This window comes from Mesobacillus boroniphilus, from assembly GCF_018424685.1.
Taxonomy (GTDB): Bacteria; Bacillota; Bacilli; order Bacillales; family Cytobacillaceae; genus Mesobacillus; species Mesobacillus boroniphilus_A.
Genome location: NZ_QTKX01000001.1, coordinates 2,265,751 through 2,279,266, shown reverse-complemented (window position 1 = coordinate 2,279,266; position 13,516 = coordinate 2,265,751). Strand labels below are relative to the sequence as shown.

The window sequence follows — 13,516 nt, the reverse complement described above, 5'->3', positions numbered from 1 at the left end:
CCAGGTTCGGACAAAACGCGGCCGTATTCTCTTAAGTTTGTCCGAAGTAGCTTCAGGTTCGGACAAAAGGCAGTCGTAATCTCTTAAGTTTGTCCGAAGAAGCATCAGGTTCGGACAAAATAGTCTAAGATGGTAGCCCGTCGTTCGACCACAATCCTGTCATCATCATAAAACCTGTCCGAATTCTCCCTGCTGTGATTTCTTCAAGCAACTCCTTTAGCAAGAATTCTCTCTTATTAATTTGTGCATCTTCCCATCACCAGCTCCATTTTATGTTCTAAATTATCATAAAAGTAAATACAGACTCATAAAGTGTTAATGACATAGTGATTTTACGTTTAAGGAATGAAAGGAGGAGTCGCTTTGTCTCAGGGGAATCAATCGTGCCTGCGATTTTCATTAGAAGAGTCTGTGTGGTTTCAAAGAGGACAGGAAGTCGCGGAGCTTGTCTCGATTTCACTCGATCCGAATATAACCATCCAGGAAAATGAACAATATGTATCCATTCGCGGATCGCTGGAATTGACTGGGGAATATACATGCCATGAACAGCAGCAAGAGAATGATGAACAACTCTCTGCTCTTAAGTACGTCCATTCTGTCATGGAGAGGGAAGAAGGGGTCTATGAATTCCTTCACCGTTTCCCGGTGGATATCACAATCCCTAAAAACCGGATTGAAAGCATTTATGACATTGATATTCAAGTAGAAGGATTTGATTATGTTTTTCCGGAAAAAGACCGCCTGAAGCTGAACGCAGATCTTGCCATCACTGGCTTATACGGCGAACAACAGCATGAAGCTGATCAGGAAGCTGACAGTGAAGAGGCGGAGGAACTGGAGGTCAGTTACCGTGAGGAAGCTACTGCAGAAGTTGCGGTTGAAACAGAAGCCGATACAGATGCAGAAACTGATAGCTATAACACAGAAGATAGTGCTGAACTAGACTTCCCGGAAGCTCCTGCCTATTCGTTTGTCCAGCAAAATGAAGCATTAAATGAACAGGAAGAGCAAGGTTCCTACGAAGAAGAATTGTATGCGCCATTCAGGGCAGAAGCAAAGAAAGCGGCTGATGCTGAAGAAGGATCTGAACCTGAGCTGCAAGAGCAAAGAGAACCGCAACAAGTGCCGGAGTATGCTTTAAGTGACTTCAGAGGTGAGCCGGAGCCTGTTGCAGAGGTCGAAGAAGAGCAGGTGGAACTGGAGGTAGAAGACCAGCCAGAGGCAGAAAATATGCCTGCTGAAATGGAGGAATCTCCGGAAAGCTCATCTTCCCCATTATTGAAGAAGAAAAAGCCAAATATGAAAAAAGGCATTTCGATTGCAGAGTTTTTGGCGAGGAAGGAAGAAGAAACAGAAGTTGCCAAAATAAGAGTGTGCATTGTTCAGCAAGGCGATTCACTTCAATCGATCTCTGAACGCTATGATGTACCTGTCCAGCAGCTTCTACGGGTGAATCATTTGAGTATTGACCATGAGGTCCACGAAGGTCAGGTGTTATATGTTCCTGGAGTAGTCGTTCACCATTCCTAATATTTTTCACAAGAAAGTATAAAATTTTTGCTCCAGCGCCAAGCCCCTCGAGCGTTTCGGTCCTGCCGATGAAGTCAAAGAACGACTTCACTGTCTGGGCCTCTGAGGCACAGGATGTGCAGACCTGGCAGCCACAGGACGTGGCGTTATAGTCGGGCAACTCTTGTCGGGGTGACCAAGGCGCTTACGCTTTTCTTTGTAGCAACGCCTTGTCCAAAAGGAGGCTGGTTGTCAGGGCTGGCTTCGCTGCTGGCTGGGATTGCTATAGCTTTTACTATGGGCAGGTGTCTAACACCTGCCCAGCTCTGTTTATTCATATTGATGTCCAGAAAGTAGGCGAGATCCGATGGATGATCGCAATTTTTTGAAAGAAGAATCTGCAGTGTTAAAGCAGTATCCTATTGAACCGTATTTTGCAGAGGATTTCGGCAAAGTAAAAAAAGTCTATACGAAATCAGGGACATTCGCTCTAAAGAAAATCCATCCGTATGAGGGTACGGATTTTATCAAGCATATACAAAATCTTTATCAAAAAGGCTATAACAGGATTGTTCCAGTATATCCGGCAAACGATGGAAGATATGCAGTTTTGCACAATAAGTCCCTGTATTATTTAATGCCCTGGATGCCGAATGAGACAAGGGAGGACCAAACACAAAGACACCAACAATTATTCAGGGAATTGGCGAGGATGCATACCTTGTCAGTCAAAGAACTGGAAATCAGCTCGGAAGTTAAGCAAGAGCATTATGAACAAACGTTAAAGGAATGGGAAAAGGAAGAAGAGTTCATAAATGGATTCCTTGAAAGCTGTGAAAACAGGGTGTATATGTCCCCGTTTGAGCTGACATTCTGCCTGTATTACATCCAAATCCACCAGGCAATCCAGTTTGCCAAACAGAAACTTGAAACATGGAATGAAAAAACGAAGGAGCAAAAGAAAACGAGGACTGTAACGCTTCACGGAAAAGTTTCTTCTGAACACTTCCTGTTCGATGAAAGAGGATACGGGTATTTTATCAATTTCGAGAAGGCGAGGCAGGGGTCGCCCATCCAGGACTTATTGCCGTTTTTAGCAAGATCCCTGAAGACCCAGCCCCAATACGGAGATGAAATAATCGACTGGATTTATGTATATCTGAAGTATTTTCCATTCCGGGAGGATGAAATGCAATTATTCATGAGCTATCTTGCCTTTCCCTCAGGAATCATCCGCGTCGCTGAAACGTATCATCAGCGCAAAGCGGAAGTGGATGAAAGGAAGTTTGTCCAAAAACTTCAGCGCCAGTACTGGCTCTTGAGCAATACAGGTTATGTAGTGACCAAAATCGACGAACTGGAGAAGCAAAAGGAGCAGGCAAAACAAGAAGGAGCCCAGAGCTAAAAGATGCTCTAGGGCTCCTTAAATCATTTCAAATTTTATTGCCAGTGCAATCAAGATGAAAATTGATAGCAAGAATACATCAAATGTCGACGGAAAAAACAGGGTTCGGATTCCCTGGAACACACAAAAAGGAATAATGAGCTGAGCACAGACCGCACGCGCCGTCCTGGCCCACTTCGGGAGTGTATAAGGATTATACCTTCGTCTCTTCATCGCCATCCCTCCAAACAATCAGGTATCCCTTTATAAAATCAAAAAGTATTTATTCACTTCGAGAATTGTCCAGCTCCAGCGCCTAGCCCCTCGAGTCGCTTGTCTAGCTGTGGCTCCTAACTCCTCGAGACGCTTCGGTCCTGCCAATGAAGTCAAAGAACGACTTCACCGGTCGGTCCTCCAGCGCTTGTCGTGGCTGACCAAGGCGCTTGCGCTTATCTTCATTCTATGAGTGATTGGCCCAAAATGTGCGTATTGTTCACACATCGAGGCGTAAAAAGTATAAATTAATAAAAAATAGGAAATGATGATTGACGTCAATCCACTTTTTTGGGTAGTATATCTAGTATACAAAACACATAATAAAGCAAAGCTTTGACAGGGAAGAGTACATGAGCAGCCAGCTTCAAGAGAGGGAGTCCATTAGCTGGGAGGACTTCTAAGCCGGAACCATGGAAGGTCGCCCTTGAGCATCGCCTGGGAACGGATTTCTCTTAGTAACAGGCGACGGTGAAGAACCGTTATCCGTATTTGAGCCAGCAGCAGAACTCAGTTTTTACCGTTGCTGGGAAAAAAGGTGGTACCGCGAACAAACTCCATTCGTCCTTTTATGGCGAATGGAGTTTTTTATTTTTCAGGAAATGAATGGAGGAAAAATGATGGAAGAGAATTTGTCTATGCCGACTAAATACGATCCGTCTTCAATCGAGCAAGGACGTTATGAATGGTGGATCAAAGGTAAGTTTTTCGAAGCGAAGGACGATGAAACGAAAAAGCCTTATACAATTGTCATCCCGCCGCCAAACGTAACTGGAAAGTTGCATCTTGGTCATGCGTGGGATACAGCGCTTCAGGATATCCTGACACGAATGAAACGCATGCAGGGATATGACGTATTATGGCTCCCAGGAATGGACCATGCGGGCATCGCGACACAGGCAAAGGTTGATGAAAAACTGCGCAGCCAAGGCATCAATCGCTACGAACTGGGCCGTGAAAAGTTCCTAGAAGAATCATGGAAGTGGAAAGAGGAATATGCACAGCATATCCGCAAGCAGTGGTCAAAGCTTGGCCTAGGACTAGACTACAGCCGCGAGCGCTTCACATTGGATGAAGGCCTATCCAAGGCTGTAAAAGAAGTATTCGTATCTTTATATCGCAAAGGACTGATTTACCGCGGGGAGTACATCATCAACTGGGACCCTGCTGCAAAAACAGCCCTTTCTGATATTGAGGTTATCCATAAAGATGTCCAGGGTGCTTTCTACCATATGAGATATCCACTGGCAGATGGCAGCGGCCATATCGAAATCGCAACGACAAGACCGGAAACGATGCTTGGCGATACTGCGGTTGCAGTTCACCCAGAAGATGACCGCTATAAGCACCTGATCGGCAAAACCGTCATCCTTCCAATCGTTGGCCGTGAGATTCCGATTGTTGGCGATGATTATGTCGATATGGAATTCGGTTCTGGGGCAGTTAAAATCACGCCTGCACATGATCCTAACGACTTCGAGATCGGAAACCGCCACAATCTTGAACGTGTCCTTGTTATGAACGAGGACGGCTCAATGAATGCAAGAGCAGGCAAGTACAATGGAATGGACCGTTTTGAATGCCGCAAGCAAATCGTCAAGGATCTTCAGGATGAAGGCGTTCTATTCAAGATTGAAGAGCATATGCATTCTGTTGGACATTCTGAGCGAAGCGGAGCAGTAGTCGAGCCATATCTATCAACTCAATGGTTCGTTAAAATGCAGCCGCTTGCTGACGAAGCCATCGCCCTGCAGAGCAAGGAAGAGAAGGTTAACTTCGTACCAGACCGTTTTGAAAACACATATATGCGCTGGATGGAAAATATCCGCGACTGGTGTATTTCCCGCCAGTTGTGGTGGGGACACCGTATCCCGGCGTGGTACCATAAAGAAACAGGCGAAGTTTATGTTGACCACGAGCCGCCTGAAGACCCTGAAAACTGGGAACAGGACAATGACGTTCTTGACACCTGGTTCAGCTCGGCCCTATGGCCATTCTCGACGATGGGCTGGCCAAATGAAGAAGCAGCTGATTACAAGAGACATTATCCAACTGATGCACTTGTAACAGGCTATGATATCATCTTCTTCTGGGTTTCAAGAATGATTTTCCAGGGGCTTGAATTCACTGGACAGCGTCCATTCAAGGATGTACTGATCCACGGACTCGTTCGCGCAGAAGATGGCCGCAAAATGAGTAAGTCACTAGGCAACGGTGTTGATCCGATGGATGTCATCGACCAGTATGGTGCCGACTCACTCCGCTACTTCCTGACAACAGGAAGCTCACCGGGGCAGGACCTTCGTTACAGTACGGAGAAGGTTGAAGCGACCTGGAACTTTGCCAATAAAATCTGGAATGCATCCCGTTTTGCGTTGATGAACATGGACGGCCTGAAATATGAGGAAATCGATTTGAGCGGCGAGAAATCTGTTGCCGACAAGTGGATTCTGACAAGATTGAATGAAACAATCGAGACTGTGACAAGATTGTCTGACCGCTATGAATTTGGTGAAGTTGGCCGAGCGCTATACAACTTCATCTGGGATGACCTGTGTGACTGGTATATCGAAATGGCGAAGCTTCCGCTATACGGTGAAGATGAAGCGGCTAAGAAGACAACTAGATCTGTTCTTGCATATGTTCTTGATAACACGATGCGCCTGCTTCACCCATTCATGCCGTTCATTACGGAAGAAATCTGGCAGAACCTTCCTCACAAGGGAGAGTCCATCACAGTTGCAAGCTGGCCGCAGGTTGATGCTGCTTTGACTGATAAACAAGCTGCAGACGATATGAAGCTGCTTGTTGAAGTGATCCGTGCAGTAAGGAATATTCGCTCTGAGGTGAACACTCCTCTTAGCAAAAAGGTTGATATGTTCCTGAAGGCGAAGGATGAAAAGACGTTAAGCATGCTTGAAAATAACCGTGGCTACATCGTTCGCTTCTGTAATCCGGAAAATCTTGAAATCGGGCTTGAAGTCAACGCTCCAGAAAAAGCAATGACATCAGTTGCGACAGGACTTGAAATCATTATGCCACTTGAAGGCCTTATTAACATTGATGAAGAAATCGCCCGCCTTCAAAAGGAAAAAGAGAAGCTTGATAAAGAAGTAGAACGCGTACAGAAGAAGCTGGCAAACGAAGGCTTCGTTAAGAAGGCTCCCGAGAAAGTCATCGAAGAGGAGCGCGCAAAGGAAAAAGACTACTCTGAAAAACGTGCAGCAGTCGAAGCGCGCATCAACGAATTGAGAAACTAATTACAATAAAACATCAAAATTTGAAGGCGAACCAGTATTGGTTCGTCTTCATCTTGAATTGAGGTGTGTTAGATGTTTGATACATATGAAAAAGCAATTGATTGGATCCATGCAAGACTGAGACTTGGAATCAAACCGGGACTTTCAAGAATGGAATGGATGCTTGAAAGACTGGACCATCCCGAAAGAAGGATTAAAAGTATTCATGTCGGAGGCACAAATGGAAAAGGCTCCACTGTCACGTTCCTTCGTTCCATTCTGCAAGCTGCTGGATATAAAGTAGGAACTTTTACATCACCATACTTTGAGCAATTCAATGAAAGAATCAGCATCAATGGCCAGCCTATCAATGATCAGGAACTGATTGAGCTGACAAATGTTATCAAGCCTCTTGCAGATGAATTGGACAAAACTGAACTGGGCGGGCCGACTGAATTCGAAGTCATCACGGCGATGTCTTTATACTACTTTTCGAAGATGTCTCCTGTGGATGTTGCCATTTACGAGGTAGGTCTTGGCGGCCGTTTCGATTCGACCAATGTCATTCATCCCCTGCTTTCAGTCATCACTAGCATCGGTCTGGATCACACGGCAATCCTTGGTGATACCTATGAAGAAATTGCCTTTGAAAAAGCAGGCATAATCAAGAACGGTGTAAGCATCATTACTGGAGTGAAGCAGCCCGAAGCACTGGATGTAATCAGAAGAAAAGCGCTTGAAAGCAAGTCTCCGCTGTACCATCTGTGCGATGAATTTTCTACAAGTTCAAGAGAGTCTCTAGAGCGTGGTGAAGAATTTTCATTTTCCAGCATGTTCGGCCAGATTCGGAATCTGAGAACCACTATGATCGGTTCATATCAGGTAGACAATGCTGCCTGTGCTGTAATGGCTAGCCAGGTCCTTTCAAACTACTATTCCTTTATGATCGAGGAGGAGCACATCAGGAAAGGACTAACTCAAGCATACTGGCCTGGCCGGCTTGAGATTTTAAGTGAAAATCCTATAGTCCTGATCGATGGAGCACACAATGAGGAAGGAATAAATGCGCTGGCACGTGAAATAAAATCTCGATATGCCGATAAAAAGATTAATATCCTTTTTGCGGCTCTTAAAGATAAGAAATTGGACAAGATGATCGCGACTCTTGAAGAGGCTGCTGATCAATTGACTTTCACGACATTTGACTTTCCGCGGGCAGCATCTGCAGAAGAGCTAATGGATGTTGGAAGAAATAAAGGTAATAACTACATCGCAGTTGATTATCAAGACTTTTTTCATATGAAAATAAATGAATTAAACAAAGATGAAATTCTAATTGTTACAGGCTCTCTTTACTTTTTATCAGAAGCAAAGCCTATTATCGTGAACGTGTTGAAAAATAAATAAGAAAATTATGACATTCGACAAAAACTTTGCTAAACTATTAAAAAAAGCGTGACTTTTTACCTAAGAAGGAGGTGGATAGATGAAAATATCACCAATAATCAAAAACTCGATTTGGTTTACCTGGCTGCTGGTCGTTCCAGTCGGGATATGGGTGACCTATCAAGTCTATCCACCCCTTGATGTTAGCGTATGGGAAGTCATTCCCTTTCTTTTCCTGATGGCCGTTGTGGCTGCAATGCCAATGGTGGTCAACAATACGCCGATCTTCTTGATTCAGTGGGTATCACTCGCAGTTTTCCTGACTTATGGGATTTTTATCGAGATGGTTCTGATGCAGATTTCTGTGTTAATCCTGTTAATGAGGCTTCGCGTCCAAAAGGCTGATATGTACAGGGTTCCTTTAAACTCGTTAATGTTCTTCATCGTATCATTGGTGAGCGGTCTACTATTTTATGCCCTGGGTGGAAGCCATGGGGCTCATTTGGCAAAGGATCCGTACACTTATGTCCTCGGAACTGTTTACGGCATCAGTAATTATGGGGTTAACACACTATGTCTACTATTACTGCAAGCGGTCGTCCTAAAACTGAAGGGACCTTATTTCGGAAAAGATTTTATCTGGGAAACCGTCACGACCTTGATTACCTTCCCGATTGGGTTTGTGCTATACGAACTATATTTGAGTGATATGGAACATTATTCGTTATTATTTGTCGGGATTCCTTTTGCGAGTCTATCTATCATTCTCAGTCTCTATTATTCGAGCGGCAAGGTGAACCATTATTTACAGAGCGCTGCCGAAATTGGGCACCAGCTGGCGGAAAGATTGAAAGCTGATGAAGTACTCGACCTTTTTGTTCAAAAGCTGATCGAGATGCTGCCGGTTGATTATGCCTACATTATGGATGTAGTAGATGAAAAGGAACTAAAACTAATACATAAGGTGGAATTTGGGGAAGTCCTTGATCCGATTGCCGAGCCTCTAGGAAAAGGTAAAGGAATTAGCGGGCTTGTATGGGCAGAGAAGAAGCCTGTACTCTTCCATTCGAAAAAACAATGGAGGCATATAAATTCAGGTTATATGCCTCCAGCTGCTGAAAGTATCCTTAGTGTGCCAATCGTCAGGAACAATCAGGTCATTGGTGTCCTTGTCCTGGCCGCTAACAAAAAAAGGGCTTTTGAAAAATCGCAGTTGATCATTATTGATATCCTTTGTTCGCACTTTGCGATTGCGGTGGAAAATGCAAGACACCACGAGAAAACGAAGGAATATAGTGAACGCTGTGCATTGACGGGGCTATACAATTACCGCTACTTTGAAAATATGCTATCCTCAGAATTCGGAAAATTACAAAAAGGAGAAAGAGATCTCCTATCCCTGATCCTGCTCGACATCGACCACTTTAAATCCGTCAATGATACATACGGACATCAAAGTGGAAATGAGATTTTAGTTGAGCTTGGTGAACGGCTAAAGAAAAGGATCGGAAATATGGGTACTGTTGCCCGATATGGCGGGGAAGAGTTTGTGATTCTGCTCCCTGACATGATGAAAGGCGATGCCCTGAAATTAGCAGAACAAATCAGGCTATTGATTGCCGAAAATCCTTTCAAACTGCTGCAATCGATGGATGAAGAAGGAAAGCAGCTGCTGGTCAAAATTACTGCGTCAATTGGCGTAGCCACTGCCCCTCAGGATGCTGACGATTCACTGGCATTGATCAGGCATGCTGACAGAGCATTATATGTCGGCGCGAAGCGATCCGGGCGGAATCGGGTTGCGGAATATGTGAAATAAAGGGCTGACCCTGTGGGTCAGCCTTTAATATTGAACTTCTATCCCATTGACCGGGTCTATAAACCATTCAATATTAAGTGGCTTAGGGCATGCAGTTGGATCTCCCCCTGGGAAAGGGTTATAAACAGCGAGCTTTCCGAGTTTATCTACGTAATAAGTGAAACCATAAACGCATATTGAGGAATTGCTTCCATTTATCGACTTATCGTCCAAAGGAACGTTAAATATTGCATCACCATACACAATTAACTTATCGCCGCCCTTTAAAACAACACTTGAATTAAAAAAAGCATCACCGTGAATGATTAATTGGGTGTTCCCTTTTAGTTCTACTGATTGAGTAAAATAACTAGATCCTTGGTATTCATCTATTTCTTTTCCGCCTGCCATTTCATAACTCTGCCAAAATTTATGGTTAAACGAACTGATAGGTGGTGCCGGCTCCCCTGCACGGGAAGGTTTCTTTTTCTCAACAGTAATTTTATTGGTCAAAACCTTTGTTTCTTTATCTGTTTTTCCGGTACTTTTAAATGAAACGATAATTTTGTCGTTAGTTGGTCTTGCTATGGTAGCATCTGTAATGACATATTTATTATTGCCTTCAACCCTAGAAGCTGGTAAGTTGTTGGAATTTAATACTTTACTTTTTATGTTTTGATAAAATTGTGAGTCAAATAATGAAGTTGAATAATGAGAAACCTCCTGATTCGAAACCTTTACAAGTTTGTATAAAAGGGTCTCGTAGTGACCTACACCCATTTCAGCAATATCTGTAGCTTTATTGATCTCATCCGTCTTGTTAAATTGCTTTCTTGCTGATAAGGCCATACTGCTCATCGATAGAGCGAATGTAAACGTTATTGTGATAATGACTAATACCAGGACTAGGGCATAACCTCTATCATTTTTTAGCATAATTTCTCCTTAATACCTTTTTATAATAGTTTCAATTTCGTATGACTGTCCTTGTTTGTTTATTAATTTTAAATCGATTATTAGTGGAGCATGGGATGGTATTACTTTTTCTCCCTCAAAAGGAATGGGATTATTGTTGCCAGCTTTTATTTCAACAGAAATGCCCTGTTCATTTAATGGCTGTGTGGAACCGCTTTGTCCAATGGACAGTCTTTTGTGTACTTTATCATAGCTGAGTATATACTCAGCATTGTTAAGATGATGCTGTTTGATTGAGGCAAGCATGATATTGGCTGCCTGGTCTAGGTTGTTTTTTTCGGATAATTGTTGATAATTTCTATTGAAGCCAAATAAAACGCTGTAAATAATTGTGGTTGCCAAAGTAAGGATTGCAATCGTGACCAGAACTTCAATTAATGAGAGTCCCTTTTCATTTTTCATAAATTCACCTTCTTATATATGTAAAAGTTTCTGAAAAGCTATCAGGATTGGAATTGTCCGCGACACTCACCTTCACCAAAATTAAATTCTCTACACTTTTTTCAAATTTGGCCGATATGCTAAATGAGTTGCCCACTGTTTTATTTGTAAGTAATTCCACCCCGGTATTATCCAATGTACACTCTGAATTTGTACAACCGCTGAAATTGGCCAGCTTGTTTTTTGTTACATTCACTTCTATTAAGTTAACAATTTTTTGCGCAGTTTGTGATGTACTTAATTTATTCTCGTTCTTCTTAATAAATATTGCAGATTGGCTGAAAAAACCAGCAAAGGAAGTAAGGATAATTGAAATGATGACAATTGATAACAGAACCTCAATCAAAGTCATTCCTTTCTGATTATAGGACTTTTTTACCATTACTTTCATCCTCCGCCTTCTAAATCTAGTAAATATATTATACAATAGAAAAAAGTGAAAATTGTCATATTTTGAGATTTTTAGTTTGGGTTTCTAAAAAAATGTTGAAATCTGAAAGCTACTTTATTTCTTTGGGAGTGGGATGATGGAAGGGTTGCTATTTTTACTAATATCGATTGTAATAACGTTCATTGTTATTTTTGTAGTTCCATTGGGCTTGATAAAAAAAGAAAAGATGATTCTGGCTTTTTCAGCATCCGTGATCGGGATAATGGGACTGATTTCAGTTTTTATTATTGAATTATGGCAGGTTATGGCACTTATGCTATTGCTTGCAATCAGCACAGGTTATATATTTGTAAATCGGTTCACTAGTGCAAATGAACTGGTACCATTAGCAGAGCGTGTGCACAGCAATAGGGAATCTGAAGAGTACGAAGAATCTGAAACTAAATCACTTCCAAAAAAGGAAATGGAAAACGAATTTGTTCTCCGGCCTATCACAGTCCGCCCTGCGAAGAATATAACCAACATAGAGGAAGCGCAACCTTTATACGAAGAGGATATATCTTTTTTGGAAGACCGAAATCGATTACATAATGACATTCCTGAAACCAATGCCGGTGTTTATCATATCGGCACCTCCGAATCATTTGAAGATGACCGCTGGATGGTTGAGGAATATGAACCCAAAAAAATATATGCTGGTACTCATTCTTGAATTTTAATAATAGTGTACCAATTTTATTGCCGGGAGGACTACATACGTGAGAAAGCAGCAAATATTAAAATTTTCGCTGATCCTTTCTGTTTTTTCGTTCTTTATTTTCAGCTTTTCGTACTTTGGCGCGTCAGCTTTTGGCTCCCGTGCAGCTACGAATCAAGCATTCTCTGAAAATACGATGATTGGCAGTGTCAATGTCTCGAATATGTCACATGAAGAAGCACATGCAGCAATCGAAGCGATGGTTGGCAGCTGGCTGGCTGAAACGAGGCTGATGCTTGTATATAAAGGACAAGAGTATACCATTGACCCATCTACTCTCCAATTCAAAATAGAAGATTCCGTTTCAGCGGTTGTGGACGGTGCACGAAATGAATTGATAGTTGAATGGAACCAGCAAGCGCTGAAGGCATTAACATTACCTTCTGCTGTAATGGAAAAGCTTGATCTTGAAAATCTGAAGACTGAATTGCTTGCTGCTGGACAAGAATTTGCTTCCACTACAGAAATAAGTCTTGAAAAGTACCTGCCTGCCGAAGACCCTGTGATTATCTCGACTGCTTCCATCAAGCTTTCTGCTGAGGACAATGAAATCCAGGAGCTTGCTGAGTCATTTAACGCTATCGAGATATCACCAAAGACACCGTTTTCGTTTGCAGCTTTTGTGGAAGAAGCAGGACAACATGAAGGTTCTTCTGCTGCGTTCAGCCAGATTGCATCAGCCTTGTACAGGGCAATCCTGCCGACTAATCTGACTATTACAGAGCGTCATATTAGCAGACAGCTGCCTAAGAACGTTGAGCTTGGATATGAAGCGAAAGTGGATTTTGCCAAAAATATCGATTTGAAGCTCTATAACCCTAATGAGACAGCCTATCAAATCGTATTCGATATTGTGGGGAGAGAGTTGCAAGTGTCGGTCAAAGGAGCACCGCTGCTCTATGATTACAAGATTACTAGTACAAACAAACAGGAGTTCAAGCCTAGAACCATCAAACAATATTCTGCACTATTGAAACAGGGGCAGAAATCGGTCGAGCAGGAAGGAGCACCAGGATTGCTGGTGACAATGAACAGGGAAATTTACGGCGAGGACGGAGGCTTCCTGAAAACCGAGTTGCTTTCAGAGGATTTTTACCCGCCAGTCCACAGGATTGAAATCCTGCCGGTTGCGCCAGCAGTACAGCAAACTCCGCCAGCTCCAACAGGGAATTTGGATACAGTTACAACTCCTGGAGAAAACCAGAACACCAGCATACCTGGCCAACCGGGTGGAACGACTCCACCTCCAGCGTATGCTGACAACAGCGAAGAAACTACGAATGATGAACAAAACACCGATGACGGCAGTCTTTGGGGCAAGCCTGATGAACAGCCGAAGTAACCATTGGGACCGGGGGCG

General features: G+C 43.0%; 11 protein-coding genes and 1 other annotated feature. Of the genes, 7 read left to right on the top strand and 4 right to left on the bottom strand.

What is annotated here, in order from left to right; all coding sequences use genetic code 11:
* The first annotated feature begins 363 nt into the window (after positions 1-363).
* Together spoVID and ysxE are read left to right on the top strand one after the other, a co-directional pair.
* Positions 364-1,533: a stage VI sporulation protein D gene (gene spoVID / locus DYI25_RS11695; protein ID WP_213368899.1), complete on the top strand. Its 1,170-nt coding sequence runs from the start codon at positions 364-366 to the stop codon at positions 1,531-1,533.
* A gap of 346 nt (positions 1,534-1,879) precedes the next feature.
* Positions 1,880-2,917 carry a spore coat protein YsxE gene (ysxE, locus tag DYI25_RS11690; protein ID WP_213368897.1) on the top strand — a complete coding sequence of 346 codons (1,038 nt, stop codon included), beginning with the start codon at positions 1,880-1,882 and terminating at the stop codon, positions 2,915-2,917.
* A gap of 18 nt (positions 2,918-2,935) precedes the next feature.
* Here the strand turns inward: ysxE and DYI25_RS11685 are convergent, their stop codons facing one another.
* Positions 2,936-3,130: a hypothetical protein gene (locus tag DYI25_RS11685; protein WP_167832796.1), complete on the bottom strand. Its 195-nt coding sequence runs from the start codon at positions 3,128-3,130 to the stop codon at positions 2,936-2,938.
* A 366-nt stretch (positions 3,131-3,496) separates the two neighbouring features.
* Positions 3,497-3,741 (top strand) — a binding site (T-box leader).
* A gap of 45 nt (positions 3,742-3,786) precedes the next feature.
* On the opposite strand from DYI25_RS11685, the gene DYI25_RS11680 reads away from it, so the two are divergent.
* The 3 genes from DYI25_RS11680 (at position 3,787) to DYI25_RS11670 (ending at position 9,613) form a co-directional block, all read left to right on the top strand.
* On the top strand, positions 3,787-6,429 hold the full coding sequence (locus DYI25_RS11680) for a valine--tRNA ligase (RefSeq protein WP_213368894.1): 2,643 nt from the start codon (positions 3,787-3,789) through the stop codon (positions 6,427-6,429).
* Positions 6,430-6,501: 72 nt separating this feature from the next.
* On the top strand, positions 6,502-7,815 hold the full coding sequence (locus DYI25_RS11675; RefSeq protein ID WP_213368892.1) for a bifunctional folylpolyglutamate synthase/dihydrofolate synthase: 1,314 nt from the start codon (positions 6,502-6,504) through the stop codon (positions 7,813-7,815).
* Positions 7,816-7,894: 79 nt separating this feature from the next.
* On the top strand, positions 7,895-9,613 hold the full coding sequence (locus DYI25_RS11670; RefSeq protein WP_213368889.1) for a sensor domain-containing diguanylate cyclase: 1,719 nt from the start codon (positions 7,895-7,897) through the stop codon (positions 9,611-9,613).
* A gap of 24 nt (positions 9,614-9,637) precedes the next feature.
* Here the strand turns inward: DYI25_RS11670 and DYI25_RS11665 are convergent, their stop codons facing one another.
* From DYI25_RS11665 to DYI25_RS11655, 3 genes are read right to left on the bottom strand one after another with little or no spacing between them, the layout of a single operon-like run.
* On the bottom strand, positions 9,638-10,528 hold the full coding sequence (locus tag DYI25_RS11665; protein WP_213368887.1) for a hypothetical protein: 891 nt from the start codon (positions 10,526-10,528) through the stop codon (positions 9,638-9,640).
* A gap of 9 nt (positions 10,529-10,537) precedes the next feature.
* Positions 10,538-10,969: a type II secretion system protein gene (locus DYI25_RS11660; protein ID WP_213368884.1), complete on the bottom strand. Its 432-nt coding sequence runs from the start codon at positions 10,967-10,969 to the stop codon at positions 10,538-10,540.
* Positions 10,970-10,973: 4 nt separating this feature from the next.
* Positions 10,974-11,399: a prepilin-type N-terminal cleavage/methylation domain-containing protein gene (locus DYI25_RS11655; RefSeq protein ID WP_213368882.1), complete on the bottom strand. Its 426-nt coding sequence runs from the start codon at positions 11,397-11,399 to the stop codon at positions 10,974-10,976.
* Positions 11,400-11,532: 133 nt separating this feature from the next.
* On the opposite strand from DYI25_RS11655, the gene DYI25_RS11650 reads away from it, so the two are divergent.
* Positions 11,533-12,111 carry a hypothetical protein gene (locus DYI25_RS11650; protein WP_213368880.1) on the top strand — a complete coding sequence of 193 codons (579 nt, stop codon included), beginning with the start codon at positions 11,533-11,535 and terminating at the stop codon, positions 12,109-12,111.
* Positions 12,112-12,157: 46 nt separating this feature from the next.
* On the top strand, positions 12,158-13,498 hold the full coding sequence (locus DYI25_RS11645) for a VanW family protein (RefSeq protein WP_213368878.1): 1,341 nt from the start codon (positions 12,158-12,160) through the stop codon (positions 13,496-13,498).
* Positions 13,499-13,516 lie beyond the last annotated feature (18 nt).

Bases quoted from the DNA above. Each gene is read 5' to 3' on its own strand.
- DYI25_RS11660 (WP_213368884.1), bottom strand. From the start codon at position 10,969: ATGAAAAATGAAAAGGGACTCTCATTAATTGAAGTTCTGGTCACGATT.
- DYI25_RS11685 (WP_167832796.1), bottom strand. From the start codon at position 3,130: ATGAAGAGACGAAGGTATAATCCTTATACACTCCCGAAGTGGGCCAGG.
- ysxE (WP_213368897.1), top strand. From the start codon at position 1,880: ATGGATGATCGCAATTTTTTGAAAGAAGAATCTGCAGTGTTAAAGCAG.
- DYI25_RS11650 (WP_213368880.1), top strand. From the start codon at position 11,533: ATGATGGAAGGGTTGCTATTTTTACTAATATCGATTGTAATAACGTTC.
- DYI25_RS11655 (WP_213368882.1), bottom strand. From the start codon at position 11,399: ATGAAAGTAATGGTAAAAAAGTCCTATAATCAGAAAGGAATGACTTTG.
- DYI25_RS11680 (WP_213368894.1), top strand. From the start codon at position 3,787: ATGATGGAAGAGAATTTGTCTATGCCGACTAAATACGATCCGTCTTCA.
- DYI25_RS11665 (WP_213368887.1), bottom strand. From the start codon at position 10,528: ATGCTAAAAAATGATAGAGGTTATGCCCTAGTCCTGGTATTAGTCATT.
- DYI25_RS11675 (WP_213368892.1), top strand. From the start codon at position 6,502: ATGTTTGATACATATGAAAAAGCAATTGATTGGATCCATGCAAGACTG.
- DYI25_RS11670 (WP_213368889.1), top strand. From the start codon at position 7,895: ATGAAAATATCACCAATAATCAAAAACTCGATTTGGTTTACCTGGCTG.